General features: G+C 66.9%; 17 protein-coding genes and 1 tRNA gene. 9 read left to right on the top strand and 9 right to left on the bottom strand.

The window, feature by feature from the left end:
- Window position 1 precedes the first annotated feature (1 nt).
- From ACYVO7_RS00200 to ACYVO7_RS00185, 4 genes are all read right to left on the bottom strand, one after another.
- Window positions 2-2,299 carry a xanthine dehydrogenase family protein molybdopterin-binding subunit gene (locus tag ACYVO7_RS00200; RefSeq protein ID WP_460447846.1) on the bottom strand — a complete coding sequence of 766 codons (2,298 nt, stop codon included), beginning with the start codon at window positions 2,297-2,299 and terminating at the stop codon, window positions 2-4.
- Window positions 2,299-3,297, bottom strand: coding sequence for an FAD binding domain-containing protein (locus ACYVO7_RS00195; RefSeq protein ID WP_460447845.1), 999 nt, complete (start codon window positions 3,295-3,297; stop codon window positions 2,299-2,301). Before ACYVO7_RS00195 ends, ACYVO7_RS00200 begins: the two co-directional genes overlap by 1 nt.
- Window positions 3,294-3,767 carry a (2Fe-2S)-binding protein gene (locus tag ACYVO7_RS00190; protein ID WP_460447844.1) on the bottom strand — a complete coding sequence of 158 codons (474 nt, stop codon included), beginning with the start codon at window positions 3,765-3,767 and terminating at the stop codon, window positions 3,294-3,296. The genes ACYVO7_RS00195 and ACYVO7_RS00190 overlap by 4 nt, the downstream gene beginning before the upstream one ends.
- A 519-nt stretch (window positions 3,768-4,286) precedes the next feature.
- Window positions 4,287-4,580: a putative quinol monooxygenase gene (locus ACYVO7_RS00185; RefSeq protein WP_460447843.1), complete on the bottom strand. Its 294-nt coding sequence runs from the start codon at window positions 4,578-4,580 to the stop codon at window positions 4,287-4,289.
- A 466-nt stretch (window positions 4,581-5,046) separates the two neighbouring features.
- On the opposite strand from ACYVO7_RS00185, the gene ACYVO7_RS00180 reads away from it, so the two are divergent.
- From ACYVO7_RS00180 to ACYVO7_RS00165, 4 genes are all read left to right on the top strand, one after another.
- The gene (locus ACYVO7_RS00180) at window positions 5,047-5,490 is read left to right on the top strand and encodes an SRPBCC family protein (protein ID WP_460447842.1); all 444 of its coding nucleotides are present in this window, start codon (window positions 5,047-5,049) and stop codon (window positions 5,488-5,490) included.
- A 153-nt stretch (window positions 5,491-5,643) separates the two neighbouring features.
- A complete protein-coding gene (locus tag ACYVO7_RS00175; RefSeq protein WP_460447841.1) occupies window positions 5,644-6,141 on the top strand; it encodes a DUF1269 domain-containing protein in 498 nt (165 codons plus the stop codon).
- A 50-nt stretch (window positions 6,142-6,191) separates the two neighbouring features.
- Window positions 6,192-6,671 carry a thioredoxin TrxC gene (gene trxC / locus ACYVO7_RS00170; RefSeq protein ID WP_460447840.1) on the top strand — a complete coding sequence of 160 codons (480 nt, stop codon included), beginning with the start codon at window positions 6,192-6,194 and terminating at the stop codon, window positions 6,669-6,671.
- 194 nt (window positions 6,672-6,865) lie between these two features.
- Entirely contained in the window at window positions 6,866-7,036 is a 171-nt protein-coding gene (locus ACYVO7_RS00165) for a hypothetical protein (RefSeq protein ID WP_460447839.1), read from the top strand.
- Window positions 7,037-7,177: 141 nt separating this feature from the next.
- Here the strand turns inward: ACYVO7_RS00165 and ACYVO7_RS00160 are convergent, their stop codons facing one another.
- Window positions 7,178-9,454, bottom strand: coding sequence for a CDC48 family AAA ATPase (locus ACYVO7_RS00160; protein ID WP_460447838.1), 2,277 nt, complete (start codon window positions 9,452-9,454; stop codon window positions 7,178-7,180).
- Window positions 9,455-10,275: 821 nt separating this feature from the next.
- Here ACYVO7_RS00160 and ACYVO7_RS00155 point away from each other — a divergent pair.
- Window positions 10,276-11,304, top strand: a complete 1,029-nt coding sequence (locus ACYVO7_RS00155; protein WP_460447837.1) for an ABC transporter substrate-binding protein — start codon at window positions 10,276-10,278, stop codon at window positions 11,302-11,304.
- Between the two features lie 267 nt (window positions 11,305-11,571).
- Here the strand turns inward: ACYVO7_RS00155 and ACYVO7_RS00150 are convergent.
- Window positions 11,572-11,646: transfer RNA gene (locus ACYVO7_RS00150), tRNA-Thr, on the bottom strand.
- 109 nt (window positions 11,647-11,755) lie between these two features.
- Window positions 11,756-12,994, bottom strand: coding sequence for a 5-aminolevulinate synthase (gene hemA, locus ACYVO7_RS00145; protein WP_460447836.1), 1,239 nt, complete (start codon window positions 12,992-12,994; stop codon window positions 11,756-11,758).
- A gap of 218 nt (window positions 12,995-13,212) precedes the next feature.
- Between hemA and ACYVO7_RS00140 the strand changes: the two genes are divergently transcribed.
- Together ACYVO7_RS00140 and murA are read left to right on the top strand one after the other, a co-directional pair.
- On the top strand, window positions 13,213-13,395 hold the full coding sequence (locus ACYVO7_RS00140; protein WP_460447835.1) for a hypothetical protein: 183 nt from the start codon (window positions 13,213-13,215) through the stop codon (window positions 13,393-13,395).
- Window positions 13,396-13,551: 156 nt separating this feature from the next.
- Entirely contained in the window at window positions 13,552-14,844 is a 1,293-nt protein-coding gene (murA, locus tag ACYVO7_RS00135) for a UDP-N-acetylglucosamine 1-carboxyvinyltransferase (protein WP_460447834.1), read from the top strand.
- A gap of 59 nt (window positions 14,845-14,903) precedes the next feature.
- Here the strand turns inward: murA and ACYVO7_RS00130 are convergent, their stop codons facing one another.
- Together ACYVO7_RS00130 and ACYVO7_RS00125 are read right to left on the bottom strand one after the other, a co-directional pair.
- Entirely contained in the window at window positions 14,904-15,371 is a 468-nt protein-coding gene (locus tag ACYVO7_RS00130; protein ID WP_460447833.1) for a hypothetical protein, read from the bottom strand.
- 72 nt (window positions 15,372-15,443) lie between these two features.
- A complete protein-coding gene (locus ACYVO7_RS00125) occupies window positions 15,444-15,851 on the bottom strand; it encodes a hypothetical protein (RefSeq protein ID WP_460447832.1) in 408 nt (135 codons plus the stop codon).
- A gap of 252 nt (window positions 15,852-16,103) precedes the next feature.
- On the opposite strand from ACYVO7_RS00125, the gene ACYVO7_RS00120 reads away from it, so the two are divergent.
- Together ACYVO7_RS00120 and hisD are read left to right on the top strand one after the other, a co-directional pair.
- Complete coding sequence (locus tag ACYVO7_RS00120) at window positions 16,104-16,544, top strand: DUF2948 family protein (RefSeq protein ID WP_460447831.1); 441 nt, start codon at window positions 16,104-16,106, stop codon at window positions 16,542-16,544.
- A gap of 11 nt (window positions 16,545-16,555) precedes the next feature.
- Window positions 16,556-17,851, top strand: coding sequence for a histidinol dehydrogenase (gene hisD / locus ACYVO7_RS00115; protein ID WP_460447830.1), 1,296 nt, complete (start codon window positions 16,556-16,558; stop codon window positions 17,849-17,851).
- Window positions 17,852-17,857: the final 6 nt, after the last annotated feature.

Here is a 17,857-nt window from a genome sequence, read left to right as displayed (position 1 = left end):
CCTACATCAGCTTCTCCATCGTGATCGGCAGGTCGCGCACCCGCTTGCCGGTGGCATGGAACACGGCGTTGGCGATGGCGGCGGCAGCGCCGACTACGCCGATTTCACCCACCGTCTTGCCGCCGAGGGCGCTGGCGTGAAAGTCCGGCTCGCCCACTGAAATGACCTCGATATCAGGCACGTCGGCGTTCACCGGCACGACGTAGTCGGCAAGGTTGTTATTGGTGATTCGTGCATAGCGGCGATCGATGTGTATGGCTTCGAGAAGCGCTTCTCCCATTCCCATGATCATGCCGCCCTTCCACTGACTTTCGGCGAGCTTGGGGTTGTAAAGCCTGCCGCAATCAAAGGCTCCGACCATGCGGCGGACACGCACGGTTCCATAGTCCTCGTCGACACGAACCTCCACGAATTGCGCGCACCATGCATAAGTCGCATGGTCGGGCGACGGTGGGCCCATATATTTGAAACTGTCATAGGCGTCGCGCTGCTCAGTTTCGGATGACGCCTTGTCGGCCGGCATGGTGTTGCGCGTGACCTCGATCCGATCACGCCCGACCAGTCGCATCAGCTCGGCGATCATGACGGCTTCTGCGGAGCCATCCTTCGGCGCGATCATTCCATCCTTGATCGTGAAGTCGTTCGCTCGCTTGGCCCTGAATGGTGAACCAGCATGACTGCACGCTAGCGTCAGCAGCTCCTCGCGAGCGGCGCGTGCGGTCTTATCCACGGCGCCGGTGAGGAGATTGGCGATCTGTGAAACTCCGGCGACCGGTGCGCGCGGCAGGCTGGTGTCGCCGAGCCGAACGCGAACCTGCTCGAACGGGACGCCGAGCGCGTCGGCGGCTGTCTGAGCAAGGATGGTGTAGGTGCCGCCACCGATGTCCGCGCCGCTCGATGCGACATCGACCGAACCATCGGCGGCGATCGTGACCCTCGCCTCGCCGGGCGTGTGCACATTCGGGAAAGCGCCGCCCGCCATTCCCCATCCGATCAATTCGTGGCCATCTCGCATCGAACGCGGCTCCGGCGAGCGTCTCTCCCAGCCAAATGCGCGTGCGCCGGCGTCATAGGCTTCGCGCAGCCGGCGGGTCGACCAGGGTTTCGCCGATTCAGGATCCTGGCTTGCGTAGTTGCGTAGCCGCAATTCGATGGGATCGAGCTTAAGCTTGTAGGCAAGTTCATCCATCGCGCTTTCGAGCGCATAAGCACCGATCGCTTCTCCGGGCGCGCGCTTCCAGCTCGGAGTGAAGGAACTGACCCGCACCAGTTTCTGCGTCGCGCTCAGGTTCGGCACGGAATACATGACCTTGGCGGTGGCCGCGCCACCCTCGACATAATCGTCATCGACGGAGGTCTCACTGGTATTCTCGTGAATGAGCACCTGCAGCTTTCCGTCTTGGCTGGCGCCGAGCGTCAGCTTCTGCCGTATCGCGGGCCGTAAGCCGTTGCCGGTGAAGTTCTGCGGACGGGTCAGCGCCAGCTTTACCGGTCGTCGCATTTCGCGCGCAGCCATCGCCGCGAGAAGCGAGTCCGCGTGAGCTGTGACCTTGACTCCGAAGCCACCGCCCACGAACGGTGAAATGACGCGCACCTCCTCCATCGGAATTGCAAACCAGTCGGAAAACGCCCTTCGTGCACCCTCTGCCCATTGACTCGGCATCCAAACGGTCAGACCGCCGCCATCGCCCCAGGCTGCGATTGCTCCAAGCGGCTCCATCGGACAGGAGTATTCACGGGGCGTGGTGTAGACGGCCTCCAGGCGCACCGCCGCCGCCGCGAGCGCGCCCTGTGCGTCGCCCCGGCCCACACCGGATGACGGGGCGCCGGGGACGTCAATGGGTCTAGCCGTTGGGTCATCCATGTGCGAGACGGCCAGTTCGGTCTCGTAGTCGATGCGCACGCGGCCCGCAGCCTCGGTTGCATGATCGAAGCTATCGGCGACCACGAGAGCGATGGGTTGACCGTTGTATCGGATGCGGTCGTCCTGGAGCGGCAAGAAGCTCTCCATGACACTACCCGCCGGAACCATGGGACAACTCTTGAGCGGCAGGGCGTCGGCATGGGTCAAGATCCGCAGCACACCCGGCATCGTCCGGGCCGCAGCAAGATCGATCTTTCCGATGCGCCCCGACGGCACGGTGCTCTCGACGATCACGGCATGGACGATGCCTGCCAAGTCGTGTTCGAGGGCGTAATCGGCTTGCCCGGTAACTTTCGCGACGCCATCAGCACGCGAGATGCGACGACCGAGAAACGTTCCGTTGCTCTCCAGCGATTCAGAATTGGTGGCAGCCATCAGGCGATCCCTCCAACGGTCAGCAGCGCACGCGCGACGACGCGGGGAGCCAGGTCGATCTTGAAGCGGTTTTCGCCATGGTCGACGCCGCCTTCGGTGGCCAGGCGACTTGCGGCCCGCACGGTCGGCTCGTCGAAAGTACGCCCGACTAGCGCCGCTTCGACGGTGCGCGCCCGCCACGGCTTGGTGGCGATGCCGCCGAGCGCGACCCTGACGTCTCGAATCGTGCGCCCGTCCGCCTCGAGTTCCAAGCCGACAGCGGCGCTTGCCGCCGCGAATTCGTAAGACTCGCGGTCGCGCACCTTGAGGTAGTGCGAGCGGCGCAGCGCTGCGGAGGTCGGAACCTCGACCGCGACGATCAATTCACCGGACGAGAGTGGGTGCTCAACATCGGGCGTGTCTCCGGGCAACAGGAAGAAGTCATCGATTGGGATGCGACGTTGTTGCTGGCCGTCTTCAACATGGACAGTAGCGTCGAAGGCGATAAGAGCGACTGCAAAGTCACCGGGGTTAGTGGCGATGCAGCTTGGACTCGTGCCCAAGACAGCATGGCCGCGGTTGACGCCCTCAAGGGCTGCGCAGCCCGAACCGGGATTGCGTTTGTTGCAGGCGCCGTAGACCCCTGGTTCGCGGAAATAGCTGCAGCGTGTCCGCTGCATCAGATTGCCACCGATGGTGGCCATGTTACGCAGTTGGGCCGAGGCGCCACGCCACAGCGATTCCGACAAAACCGGGAACTCCGTCCGGATTTCGGGGTGATCGGCGACATCGCTCATCGTTGTGAGAGCGCCGATGCGCACGCTCGCCGGACCAGTTTCTATGGTGTCGAGGCCCGGCAAGCGCGTGATGTCAATGAGCGCTGACGGAACCTCTACGCCGCATTTCATGAGGTCCACCATGGTGGTGCCGCCAGCCAGGAAGCGGGAGCCAGGTTGACGGGCGACGGCCCTCAGCGCGTCGGGAATGGCGGTGGCCCGAACATATTCGAAATTGTTCATCGTGCTCGCCCCCCAGCAGAACCCATGGCCTGCGCCGCGTCGCGCACGGCCGCGACAATGTGCGGATAGGCGCCGCAACGGCACAAATTGCCGGACATATATTCGCGGATGCTCGTGTCCGAACCGGTCCGGCCTTCGTCAATACAGGCGACAGCCGACATGATCTGACCAGGCGTGCAGTATCCGCACTGGAAGGCGTCGTGGCGAATGAAAGCCTCCTGTACCGGGTGCAGGCTGCCGTTGACCGCCAAACCCTCGATCGTGGTGATCGCCAGCCCTTCGACCTGGGCCGCAAGCGTCAGGCAAGAGAGGACGCGCCGCCCATCGACGTGAACCGTGCAGGCGCCGCACTGGCCCTGATCGCAGCCTTTCTTGGTGCCGTTGAGATGCGCGTATTCTCGCAACGCATCCAACAGCGTGACCCGCGGCTCGATCTGCAGCAGATGATCGGAGCCGTTGATGCGAAGCATAACCCCTTCGCTCCCAATGAGTGATCTGGCCATGGGTCGGAGTCCTGTGTTGATTGTTGCATCCAGATCAGTAGTTCGGTTTCAAAGGCGTCATCTCAATCTTATGACATCTCGATGCAATATGCGCCCTGACGATCGTCAGTTTAAGAACACCTGCGCCGCCTGAGCCGATCCGACCGAACATTGCGCACGGATTCTTTCGGAGCCGCCTGAAACGACCCGTTGCTCCCCTATCCGCTTGCGCGGCGCAAGAGTGTCTCTCGTTTGACGCCGCTCACTTCTCCCGCTTTCGGCGGCTAGCGCACTCCCATGGGCGAACGCCTGGCGCGCGCCCCGTGGCGGAGAGCCGCCGATCTCAGCTACTCAGTTGCGTGATCGCTCGCGCTACCGCCCCGCTTTGCGCTCGCGTCAAGCTCGGGTTCGAGGGCGATATCTCCAAGCGCCAGGGACAGCCCATATCGATCGGGCCGATCGAGCACTGGCTGAAGTGTCCGAAACGGTGTGTTCGGGGGTGTAAGCTCACTTTGCTGCGAGGATCGATATCTTGTGAATCTGCGGCGGCTCTGAGAATAGTTCGCTCGCCTGCGCCATAAGCGCTGCGGCCACCTTACCGTCAAGATGCGCCTGTCGATCCTGCTCGCTGTCGAAGGTGTCAAAGATTGCGAACTGACCGGGCGCTTCTTCGATTGCATACCAACTCAGCGTGCCGATTTCTTCTTGAACAAGCGGAAGCGCCGCTTGAAGGAAGTTGGCGACGTCGCCTTCCTTGCCCGGCTTGGCTTTCAACGGCACGTAAAGAGCGAGTTTGGCCATGATCGCGTACCCCTGTACGAATAAGCAAAGAACCCGTGAGCCTCATCCGATTTCAGTGAGCTGCTTAGTAGTCGGAGGATTTCATTTCCGTTCCGAATGCCGGGACAGAGGGCAAGAACTTCGCCCTCCTAGGGCTTTTCCTTCGCCGATTCGGGGAGCGCCGGACGACGAAACCTTATGGCTGACCTCCGCATGGCAGTGTCGTGCTGGGTCGCTTCAGCGTTGCGATCTGCGCACGGGGGTTGGGCGTCGTCTGTTAGCACGGTATCTGGCCGACGCGTGCAGGACACTGACCGACGTCAGCAATGATCAGCACCGGCTGTCGGGGGCTGTGCGAGCCCGGGCTGGAGCGCCCATTTGCTGACGATCGTCACGGACGCGGCGATAACGTCCGTCTCATTGTTCCAGGCGACGAGGATGGCCCTGGCGGCGCCGCCGCCTCATCCAACACTCCCCGGGGTGAACCATGCAGATCCATGCGAGCAGGACGGTCGCTGCGTCACCGGCGAAGGTGTTCCGCCTGGTCTCGAACGCGGTGGAGTGGCCTCTCGTCCTGCGGACAGTCGAGAGCGCGGAACTGTTGACGGAGGGCCCGCTGGGCGAAGGGTCAAGACTGCGCGAGCGACGACTCCTGCTTGGGGCCGATGCCGTCCTCGAGTCAGAGGTGATCGAATTCGCCCATCCGCATCGCTTCCGGCTTTTTGTTGCGAGTTCCGACCGCTACTTCGACCGGGATTTCATCATCGACGCACTGGACCGCGGATCGCGACTCACGCTTGCGATCCGACCGGGTTCAAGGGCCTCCACGGGCCGTGCGCTCCTCGACATGCTCTCGGCAGTTCTGCAGGTCCGACTGAGCGACGAACTCGAAATGGACATCGCCGATTTTGCAGCAGCCCTGCGAGGCTGACCGAATATGCGTTTTGCTGATGGTCGTCACGGCGGGCTGGCCGGGCGGGTCACATCCTCTCGACAAAGCTGACTGCGGGCCGGGTTCGGATCGGACTCTGCCGGCTCCTCACGGCGCCAGCTGCGGCCCCATTGAGATGTCCAGGAGGACGAAATGCCGGATCTGGTGGTCATCGTTTACCCGTCCGACGAAAGGGCCGAGGAGGTGCGCGAGAAGCTGCTCCGCCTGCAGCGCGAATACCTGATCGAGCTGGAAGACGCCGTGATCGCTGTCAAGACGGCGTCGGGGAAGATCAGGCTCAACCAGCTCGTTAGCACGACGGCGATCGGCGCCCTTTCGGGAAGCCTCTGGGGACTTCTGATCGGCGCCATCTTCCTGATGCCGGTACTCGGAGCAGCGGTGGGCGCCGCGTCCGGCGCCCTGGGCGGGGCGCTCTCGGACATTGGCGTCGACGATGGCTTCATGAAGGAACTGGCGGCGAACCTTCAGCCGGGCAACGCCGCTCTCTTTTTGCTCATCCGACGGATGACGACCGACAAGGTCCTGGAGGCGATCAAGGGGACCGGGGGCACGGTCATCAGGACGTCGCTCGATCTCAGCAAGGAACAGGCGCTGCGGGAGGCGCTTGCGAGTGAAGCCCCCAAAAGCTAGCGCGCCGCTCCGACTGCACCCGCCTGCCGCGCCGTGTCAAGGAGACGCCGATGTCCGAATCGACCATCGATAGCCGGCCGGAAGCATGCGCCGAGATCCTGTTCGTCGCCTGTCCGACCGATGCATCAGTGAACCGCGTTCCCCGCGCAAAAATCGACAGCAACCCGAAATGCGGGCGGTGTCACAACCCTCTCTTTGCTGGCAAAGCCGTCGAGCTCAACGGCGCGAACTTCGATTCGCACGCGCTCAAGAGCGACCTGCCGGTCGTGATCGACTTCTGGGCGGAATGGTGCGGCCCGTGCCGAATGATGACTCCCAATTTCGAGAGGGCGGCGCCGCGGCTGGAGCCGCGGGTGCGGCTCGGCAAACTCGACACCGAGGCGGAACCCGCCATTGCCGGGCGCTACGGCATTCGCAGCATTCCGAGCATGATCATGATTAGCAAAGGGCAAGAGATCGCTCGCACCTCGGGCGCGATGCCGACGACGGCGATCGTCGATTGGGTCGAGCAGGCGCTCAAGAGGGCCTGAGGACTCCCTGCATCGCCTCTGTGGGCAAGGCGAATGTTACGACCGATAAAGGACGCCGTGACGCGTTGCCCGAGACAACTGGCCAGGATGAGAACAGACCGCACACACGGCTCCCTTTGCTCTCCCACATAGAACGATGCGGAAGCGGCGAACTTCTGTCAGCACAGGGCGGCGATGGCTGACAAGGCGGAGCGATGGAACCGGACGATAAGGTGATGGCTGGCGAGCAGCACACCCTCTTGATCGAGCAGGCCCTTTGGGAGTTTTGGCACGACGTCGTCGACGAGCCTCTGCCTCAGGAAATCCTGATGCTGCTTCGTGAACTGGCCCAGGCTGAGGAAACGCCGCCGCCCCTGCGGGTGTAGGGCGCCCGGGGCTCTAGCGCACCGCGCGTCAGCCGTCGCGGATATATCCGGGACACTTCGACTTCAGCCAGGTCTGGGCGCGGCCCGACCGATAAGGGCTGTCCCGTCAACCCGTTACACCTGCATCGCGGACAAGCTGTCTCACTCGGCGGCGTCGCGCAGGGGCAGGAAGCCGATCGGCCGCCGGGCCGGCTGCTCCTGCTTCAGCGTGTGCAGCATCTCCTCGTAGTCGCGCTCCATCTCGGCGGTGACGGAGGGGCGCGTCTCGCGCAGGGCCTGCTCAAAATGGGCCCGGCTGACCTCCTTGGCGTCGAGCGACTCACGCAGCGCGAGCAGGCCCGCGCGCCGGGTGAGATCCTCCAGATCCGCCCCCGTGAAGCGGGCGGTCCGCTCGGCCAGGACGTCGAGGTCGACATCGGGCGCGAGCGGCATGCTCTTGACGTGGATGCCGAGGATGTGCCGCCGGCCCGCCATGTCTGGCACGGGCACATAGACGAGCTCGTCGAAACGGCCGGGGCGGAGCAAAGCGGGATCGAGCAGATTGGGCCGGTTCGTCGCCGCGATCACGACGACGCCCTGCAACTCTTCGAGCCCGTCCATCTCGGCCAGGATGGTGTTGACGACGCGCTCGGTGACGGCGGGCTCGCCGAGCCCGCCGCCGCGGGCCGGGGCCAGCGAGTCGATCTCGTCGAAGAAGATCACGGTTGGGGCGACCTGCCGGGCCCGGGCGAACAGGCGCGACACCTGCTGCTCGGATTCTCCGTACCATTTGGAGAGGAGGTCGGAGCTCTTGGTTGCGACGAAGTTCGCTTCCGCCTCGCGCGCCACCGCCTTGGCGAGCAGCGTCTTGCCGGTGCCGGGCGGCCCGAAGAGCAGGAAGCCCTTTGCTGGACGGATGCCGATGCGGCGGAACGACTCCGGCGAGCGCAGCGGCAGCTCCACGCCCTCGCGCAGGCGCGTGCGGGCCTCGTCGAGGCCCCCGATGTCCTCCCAGCTGACATTGGGGACCTGGATCATGATCTCGCGCATCGCGGAAGGCTGCACCCGCTTCAGCGCGTTCATGAAGTCGCCGCGCGACACGCGCAGGCGCTCCATGGCATCGGGCGGGATGCCGTCTTTCAGGTTGATGTCGGGCAGGATGCGCCGCAGCGACTCCATGGCGGCCTCGCGCGCCAGCGCCGACAGGTCCGCGCCGACGAAGCCGTAGGTGACGCGCGCGATCTCGTCGAGGTCGACGTCCTCCGTCAACGGCATGCCACGCGTGTGAATGGCCAGCACCTCGCGCCGGCCGGGCTGGTCAGGGACGCCGATGACGATCTCGCGGTCGAAACGGCCCGGCCTGCGCAGGGCCTCGTCGATGGCTTCGCGGCGGTTGGTGGCCCCGATGACGATGATGTTCTGGCGCGGCTCCAGGCCGTCCATGAGAGTCAGGAGCTGCGCCACGATGCGCCGCTCCACCTCGCCGGTGACCTCCTCGCGCTTGGGCGCGATCGAATCGATCTCGTCGATGAAGATGATGGAGGGCGCGTTCTGCTGGGCCTGCTGGAACACGTCGCGCAGCCGCTGCTCGGACTCGCCGTAGTGGCGGCCCATGATCTCGGGTCCGGCGATGCTGAAGAACTGCGCCTCAGTCTCGTTGGCGACCGCGCGCGCCAGCAAGGTCTTGCCTGTCCCGGGAGGGCCATAGAGCAGTACGCCCTTGGGCGGGTCGATGCCGAGCCGCTGGAACAGCTCGGGATGGCGCAGCGGCAACTCGACCATCTCGCGAACCTGGTCGACCGTGTCGCCCAGGCCGCCGATATCGTCATAGGTCACGTCGGCGCGGCGGGCCTCCTTGGGCTCCTCATATAGGGCACGCAGCTCGATATCGGTCTGCGGCGTGATCTGGACCACCCCGCGCGGCGCCGTGGAGACGACCACGAGGCGGATCTCCTGCAGCCCGTAGCTCGGCAGGTTGAACAGCCCGCGTAACTCGTCCGGCACGCGCGGATCGGTCTTCAAAGGCGACTGGGCCGAGGTGGAGATGATGTCTCCAGCCACCATCGGGCGGCCGCGGAACGTGCGCGACAGGGCTTCGCCCGAGCCCTGCAGGCGAATGTTTTTTTGCGCCGGACCCAGGACGACGCGGGCGGCTGGCTTCACATCCGCCTGCCGCACCTCGACATGATCGCCGCTGGACACGCCGGCGTTGATCCGCTGAAGGCCGTCCAGGCGGACCACGTCCAGGCCCTCGTCTTCGGGGTAATGTGGAACCACGATCGCCGCCGTATGGCGTTTGCCGATAATCTCGACGCCGTCGCCCGGCTTGAGGCCGAGCTCGGCCAGCGCCTTGGGACCCATCCTGGCGACGCCACGACCGGCGTCCTCCGCGCGCGAGTTGGCGACCTGGAGGCGTATGCCTTGTTGACCTTCGGCCATGGCAGATCCTTTCCGTCGGGGGTTCCCGCGCCAACGCGGTCACGCCCGGAACGTTCTCCCGTTGGCAGGCACGCGATCTGTTCCGCTCATGGCAGGCAGCGCGATGTCGCCCGGCCCTGGGGCAGGGGGCTCTCACCCTCCTCGGAGCCGAGGACGCGCGGTCGCGGCGACCTGAGCCGCGAAGGCGTCCGAGGCCACAGGCTTCTCGAATACCGGGATATGACGGTAACGCGTAGGAACGTCCTGGGCGGCTGTGCCGGTCACGTGCGCCCAAGGCCGTGCGCAACCTGGAAGATTGCACGGCAAGGCTCCCCTTCCCGATAGATGGTGTTCCCTGCCGGGGTAAGAACGATCTGCTGAGCTGAAGGTGTCCGGAAGCGGGCTCGGTGGGACGGATGATCACCAAAGCAATCCGAAGAGGAATCCGAGCCGATTTTTGGCCAATTCACCCCCGCTAGATCGAAAGCGTGCTGGGTCATGGCCTGTGTCCCCGGATCGAGAGTGAACCCTTGAAAGTAAAGCGGAGACATTAAGCGCCAGTCGACCGCGTACAATCGGATGTTCCCTAGGGGGAACACCGTATCCGGGGTGGCCTAAGTTCCGCACAGATCTGAGAAAATACGCCGCGCTCGTCCATGGCAGGAAAACGCGCGATTGCCCCAGACCCGGTCGGAGCTGGGCCCCATTTGGGCCGCAGCCGCGGACATCGAAGCCCAAGCGCTCGTAGCTGGCCAAGAGTGTGATGAGAACAGTAGGGGACGGGCGAGGCCTGCTGGATTAGGCTGTGGCATGCGCTAGAGCCGGAATTGGTGAAAACTCCGATGGATCGGCGATCGTTTTTGGCCGCGGCGACCAGCGCGGCTTTGTCTCCACAACTCGCCAGCGCGCAACAGCAGCCTGTGCGACTCCGTGTGGGCTACGTGCCCGTGATCGGCGCAAGCGCCTTATTCATGGTGGCGGACAGCCGGAACTCAGCGATCGCTGGCTTCGTGCTCGACCTGGTCAAGTTTGACTCAGGTCCGGCTGGCATCCAGGCGCTTGCGTCCGGAACGATGGACCTCATGGCCATTGGGATTGCCCCCATCGCGGTGGCCCGGTCGAAGGGCATCGACGTTCGCGTCGTCGCGTCCTGCGCGTTGGGCGGATCTGGCTTTGCTGCGCGAGGCGCCCTGGCCCGGGCTTTCGCCGCTGGCCGCAACGCCGACGAGGCGTTTGCGGCGTTCCGAAGGGATGCTGGCCGCCCAGCGAAGATCGGGACGCTTCCACCGGGAGCCGTCCCGACGGTCGCGCTCCAATATTGGTTGCGAGAGACGGCGAAGGTGGCGACGACTGACGTTGAGATCGTCCCCATGGGGATTGAAGCCGTTCAGCAGGCAATGCTGGCAGGGGCGATCGACGGCGGCACTCTCCTTGAGCCCTCCCTGACATTGGTGCTCGAGCGCGACCCAACGGCCCGCCAGATCATCGTGTCGACGGACATGTTCCCCCGCATCCCCGGCGTGGTGATAGCCGCACGCGGCGAACTCATCCGGGAACACACTGACGCAGTGATCTCATTTGTGGCTCACGTCATTAAGGCGACCCGACAACTGACAACGGAACCGGGACTTGCAGCACCCGTCGTCGCCACGATCTTGGGCGGCGGACTGGTCAGCCCGGCGACGATGGAGAAGGCGCTGAAATCCCGTGCCGTGCACTTCACGACCGACCCGACCTCCATCCTTGAGGACACACGGACGATGTTGGCCTACCAGGTTCGGCTTGGTGATTTCGCAGTCGCGCCGCCCACGGACGATCTGTTCGACCAATCCATCTACCCACGTGCGGCTAGCGCAGCCTCTACTCTTTAGCTGCCGTTCTCTAGTGAGGAGGAAACTCTGATGAGTGGTTCGCGACCGACACCGTCCGACGCTGAACGCGCCGAGCCCATCTCGAGGCCATTAGAGCACGAAGCGCCGCCTTCTCCGGAGAACTCCAAAGAGCGGCTCGATGAGCGCCTAGACGAAGCCGAGGAGGAGAGCTTCCCGGCAAGCGACCCGATCGCTGTGCACGTGACGCGCTAGCGGCGACTCAGAGAAGCTTGCTCAACGACTGTTTGGCGAGTCAGTGACTTAGGCTGGTGCTGCCGGAGAGGATTGAACTCTCGACCTCTCCCTTACCAAGGGAGTGCTCTACCACTGAGCTACGGCAGCGAGCGGGACGGGGCGAAGCGCCGTGGGTCCCGAAGCGGGGGTCTCTTGCCACATGGGGCGCGGGGGCGCAAGCCGCCGCGGGCCATTTTCGTGGGGGTCGCGCCTCCCGTCACTCCGCCGCGACGGCGAGCGGGGCGGCGGCGTCGCGCGGAACGCCAAGGTGATCCCACACCTCGACGAGGGCGTCAGCCAGGGCCTGGATCAGGCTCTCGTCATGGAACGGCGTGGGGGTGATGCGCAGCCTCTCCTCGCCCCGCGGCACCGTGGGATAGTTGATCGGCTGGATGTAGATCCCGTGCGTGTCGAGCAGCCGGTCCGACGCCGCCTTGCACAGCTCCGCGTTGCGCACCATCAGCGGCACGATGTGGGTCGAGGTGGGCATCACCGGAAGCCCGGCGGCGGCCAGAACCTCCTTGGTGCGGGCCGCCTGGCGCTGGTGCCGCTCCCGCTCCTCGCCGGAGGCCTTCAGGAGACGCACCGATTCGCACGCCGCGGCCGCCACGGCCGGCGGCAGCGTGGTGGTGAAAATGAAGCCCGGGGCGTGGGAGCGCACGGCGTCCACCATCGGGGCGGAGCCGGCGATGTAGCCGCCGAGGCACCCATAGGCCTTGGCCAGCGTGCCCTCGATGACGTCGATGCGGCCCATCTCGCCGTCGCGCTCGGCCACGCCGGCCCCCCGCGGACCGTAGAGGCCGACGGCATGCACCTCGTCGATATAGGTCATCGCCTGGTGGCGCTCGGCGAGGTCGCAGATGCGCCCGATCGGGGCGATGTCCCCGTCCATCGAATAGATGCTCTCGAACACGATCAGCTTCGGCCGGTCCCGCCCGGCGCGCCGCAGCAGGTCCTCCAAGTGCTCCAGGTCGTTGTGCCGGAAGATGGCTTTCTCCCGGCCGGCGTTGCGCACGCCCTCGATCATCGAGTTGTGGTTCAGCGCGTCGGAGAGGATCAGGCAGTCCGGGATCAGCCTGGCGATGGTGGCGATGCCGGTGAGGTTGGAGACGTAGCCCGAGGTGAACGCCAGCGCGGCGTCCTTGGCGTGCAGGTCGGCCAGCTCGGCCTCCAGCTGCACCACCGGATGGTGGTTGCCCGAGATGTTGCGCGTCCCGCCCGCGCCCGCGCCCATGCGCCTCGCCGTGGACGCCAGCGCCTCGATGACGGCCGGATGCTGGCCCATGCCGAGATAGTCGTTGGAGCACCAGACCACGACGGGCTGCGGCCCTTGCGCCGTATGCCGGATGGCGTGGGGGAAGCGGCCGGCGATGCGCTCCAGGTCGGCGAAGACGCGGTAGCGCCGCTCGGCCTTCAGATCGCTCACGGCCTGTTCGAAGAACGCTGCGTAATCCATGCTGATGTCCATGGCACGGGCCGTCAGGCGGTTCAATCCGCAGATGTCCCGACCAGCGCGGCGCTGGAATGGCCCGCCCTTGCGGCTGAAATAAGGGGGCCGCGCGCCGCCGGCGGTTGTCTGGATCGCGCCGAACGCATAATCATCGCCCCGCTTGCTTAACCCCGGCTTTCGGATGGCCTTCCTGGAAGGAGACCGTCCCGCCCACGGAGTGTCCGGTGACCGGCTCCACCGAGAAAGACCGCAGAACCCAGCGGCTCGCAGCGGCGCTGCGCGACAATCTGAAGCGTCGCAAGGCGCAGGCGCGGTCGCGCGTCGACGGGGCCGAAGCACGCGGCCCCGAAGGCCCCGCGGACGAGGCGCCGGCGGACCCGCCGACCCCTCCAACGAAGCCTCTGTGACCGAATGGCCACGATCCGGGGATTTGGAGCGAAGGCGGGCGCAAGGCCCTGCATCGGTCGCATTCAGACCCGCTGGTGAGCCTTAAATCCAGCGACGTCAGTCGCGAACTGTCGCATACGCGGCGCCGGAGGCCGGCGCCCCAACACGGGTGACCCATGGATCGTATCCGCATCGTCGGCGGCAGCCCCCTGAACGGCTCGATTCCGATTTCAGGCGCCAAGAACGCGGCGCTGCCGCTCATGATCGCGAGCCTGCTCACGCCGGAGACGGTCATCCTGGAGAATGTGCCGCGCCTGTCCGACGTGCGTCAGCTGATGCGCATCCTGGGCAACCACGGCGTCGACGCCTCGATCGACGGCAAGCGCGCCGGGCAGGCCGACGACGCGGGCGAGACGGTGAGGTTCAGCGCCCGGACCATCGTGGACACCACCGCCCCCTATGAGCTCGTCTCGCGCATGCGCGCCAGCTTCTGGGTGATCGCGCCGCTGCTGGCCCGCATGGGCGAGGCGCGCGTGTCGCTCCCGGGCGGCTGCGCCATCGGGACGCGTCCGGTGGACCTGCTGCTGCTGGCGCTGGAGAGCCTCGGGGCGAAGATCGACATCGACGCCGGCTATGCAGTGGCGCGCGCGCCCTCGGGCGGGCTGCGCGGCGGCGAAGTGGCGTTTCCCAAGGTCACGGTGGGCGGCACCCACACCGCCCTGATGGCGGCGACGCTGGCCCACGGGACGACCGTGATCGAGAACGCCGCGCGCGAGCCGGAAGTCGTCGACCTCGCGCAGTGCCTGATCGGCATGGGCGCCCGCATCGAAGGCGCGGGCTCGTCGCGGATCGTCGTCCAGGGCGTGACGTCGCTGGGCGGCGTGCGCCATCCGGTGCTGCCGGACCGCATCGAGACCGGCACCTACGCGATGGCGGTGGCGATGACGGGAGGCGACGTCCTGCTCCGCGGCGCCCGGCCCGAGCTGCTGCAGGCCGCGCTGGACGTGCTGGCGCAGACCGGCGCCGAGATCACGTCGACGAACGAGGGCGTCCGGGTGCGCCGCAACGGCCGCGGCATCGCGCCGGTCGACGTCACGACGGAGCCTTTCCCGGGCTTCCCGACCGACCTTCAGGCGCAGTTCATGGCGCTGATGACCCGCGCCGACGGGACCTCCCGGATCCGCGAGACGATCTTCGAGAACCGCTTCATGCATGTGCAGGAGCTGGCTCGCCTGGGCGCGCGGATCCGCCTGGACGGCGACCTCGCCATCGTGGAGGGCGCCCCGGTGCTGAAGGGCGCGCCCGTGATGGCGACCGACCTGCGCGCTTCGGTCTCGCTCGTCATCGCCGCGCTGGCGGCCGAGGGCGAGACGATGGTCCACCGCGTCTACCACCTCGACCGGGGCTTCGAGGCGCTGGAGAAGAAGCTGGTGCGCTGCGGCGCGGAGGTCGAGCGCATCAGCGGCTGAACGGAAACGCCGCCGCGGAGGAGCCGCGGCGGCGCGTTCGGACGCCGGCGTGGGCGCGGTCAGTAGGTCGTGGCGCCGCGCTTGTAGCCGAAGCCGGGGATGTCGCAGCCGCACGGGCTGTTCGGCGGCGCCGGACGGGCCGGGCACGCGCCGCGCGACGTCAGGCAGGTGGAGGCGTAGCGGCCCTGGCGGTAATAGGGCCGCGGCGGCGCGTATTCGGGCTGGACGTAGCGCGGCTGAGGCGCATAGCGCGGGGCGTATTCGGGCTGCGCATAGCGCGGCTGCACATGGCGCGGCGGCGCGTAGCGGGGCTGCTGATACGCGGGCGCGGGCTGCTGGCGATAGCCTTGGCCGCCATAGCCTTGACCCCCGTAGCCTTGCCCGCCGGGGCGGCCATACCCACGGCCGTAGCCGGGCTGGGCGTAGGGATCGGCCCGGTCGACGGAGTCGGCGGCGGCGGCGTAGGTCTCGCCGGCTCCCGCCAGGCAAGCGGCGATGGTCAACGCGGCGAGATGGACATGCTTCACGGGTCGTCTCCTTGAGCGAACGGCTGGACCGAAGCTCAATGCTCCGCTCCAGCATCCCGTTCCATGGCGCGTTCAGTAACCCGTCACGCCCCGCTTCGTCCCGAAACCGGGGACGTCGCAACGGCACGGCCGGCCGGGCGGCTGGGGATAGACGCGGCAGGGCCCACGCGAGGTGATGCACATGTCGGTCATGCGCCCGCGCGGCCGAAGGGGCTGCTCCTGGTAGTAGGGGCGGGGCTGCCGGTAGGGGTCGGGCCGATAGGAGGGCTGGCGCGGGCGGTAATAGGGGTCCGGGTCATAGGACGGCGGACGCGGGCGGTAATAGCCGGGCGGCGGGGGCGGATCATAGTATTGGGCGAGTTCGATCCGGCCGCTCTGGCCTTGCAGGATCGCTCCGCCCGGGAGCGTTTCGCTCGCGGCCGCCGCTCCCGATAAGCTCAGGAGAGCGCCCGCCGCCGCCATGGCGATGGTCTTCCGCATCTGGTTCTCCGACCCGTCGCGTCCCTGGACGCCGCTTCAGCGTGGCTTTGGCCACGCCGCATCTCACGCATAAACTGCAAAAACATCAAGGCTCCCGAAGGCGGGTGTGATCCGTCCCGCGCCGCGCGGGCCTCGGCCGGCGCCGCCGAGGCTTGGAACCGCGCGTTGCGCTGCCCATTTGGGGGCTGGCGCGGCGGTTCGGTTGCGCCAAGGCCGAGGCCCGGCTACAGGGTCTCACAGCGAGGGACAAGGATGACCGGCGTAGAAGCCCTGAAGCTGATGGCGCTCGACGAGGAGGACTTGGCGGTCGTCTCCGCGCACCTGCAGGACGCGGTCCTGAAGGTCGGCGACATGACCTATCTTCCCCGCGAGAAGCGCTTCGCTCTCGTCGCCAACCGCTTCGCCTGGGAGGCCGTCCGGGGTCCCAAGGGCGAGCGCCGCAGGACGGGCCTCTCCTTCGCGCGCGTGCTCAAGGTGCAGCGCAGCCGCGTCCGCGCCGAGGACCCGGACGCGGTGCTCAACCTGCTGGCCGTGACCTTCACGCCGGGCGACGCGCCCTCCGGCCATGTGACGCTCGTCTTCTCGGGCGGCGGCGCCGTCAGGCTCCAGGTCGAGTGCCTGGAGGCCGAGCTGCGCGACCTCGGGCCGGCCTGGGAGACGCCGAACCGTCCCTTGCACGACCTCGCAGAATGAAAGGCCCTTCGATGCCGCTTCGGCTCCAGGCCGGATCGCCCACCTTCGACGCGGACTTCGCCGGCCTCCTCGCGCAGAAGCGGGAGGCGTCGGAGGACGTCGACCTGACCGTCAAGGCCATCATCGAGGAGGTCGTGGCCCGGGGCGACGAGGCCCTCGTGGCCTATACCCGACGCTTCGACCGGCTGGACATCGATGCGGCCGGCCTGATCGTGACCGAGGACGAGATCGAACGGGCCTGGCGCGCCTGCGATCCGGAGGTCGTGTCGGCGCTGCGGCTCGCGCATGCGCGCATCGAAGCCTACCACGCGCGCCAGCGGCCGTCGGACGACCGCTATGTCGACGCCCTGGGCGTGGAGCTCGGCCATCGCTGGACGGCGGTCGAGGCCGCGGGGCTCTACGTGCCGGGCGGCACGGCGAGCTATCCCTCCTCGGTGCTGATGAACGCCGTCCCGGCGAAGGTGGCCGGGGTGCCGCGCATCGTCATGGTGGCGCCGACGCCGGACGGGGCCATGAACCCCGCCGTGCTCGCCGCGGCCCGGATCGCCGGCGTCTCCGAGATCTACCGGGTCGGCGGCGCCCAGGCGATCGCGGCGCTGGCCTACGGGACGGCGACGATCGCGCCCGTCGCCAAGATCGTCGGACCGGGCAACGCCTATGTGGCCGCCGCCAAGCGGCGGGTCTTCGGCCAGGTCGGCATAGACATGATCGCCGGCCCCTCCGAAGTCGTGGTGCTGGCCGACCGCCACGCCAATCCCGACTGGATCGCGGCGGACCTTCTGGCCCAGGCCGAGCACGACGCCGCCGCCCAGTCGATCCTGATCACCGACAGTCCCGAACTCGCCGACGCGGTCGAGGCCGCCGTCGAGGGCCGGCTGAAGACCCTGCCGCGCTCCGCCATCGCGGGCGCGAGCTGGCGCGATTACGGCGCCGTCATCCTCGTCCCCCGCCTCGGCGACGCGGTCGCGCTGGTCGACCGCCTCGCGCCTGAGCACCTGGAGATTGAGTGCGACGAGGCGGAAGCGCTGGCGGCGCGCATCCGCAACGCCGGCGCGATCTTCCTCGGCGCCCATACGCCCGAGGCGGTCGGGGACTATGTGGGCGGGCCCAACCACGTGCTGCCCACGGCGCGCTCGGCGCGCTTCTCGTCCGGGCTCGGCGTGCTCGACTTCATGAAGCGCACCTCCATCCTGAAATGCAGCCCCGAGTCGCTGCGCGCGATCGGGCCAACGGCGGTGACGCTGGGACGATCCGAGGGACTGGAAGCGCACGCCCGATCGGTGGCGGTGCGGCTCAATCTGGGGTGAGGGGAC

It is taken from the genome of Alsobacter sp. SYSU BS001988 (genome assembly GCF_054796215.1).
This window is presented reverse-complemented; position numbering and strand designations above follow the sequence as displayed.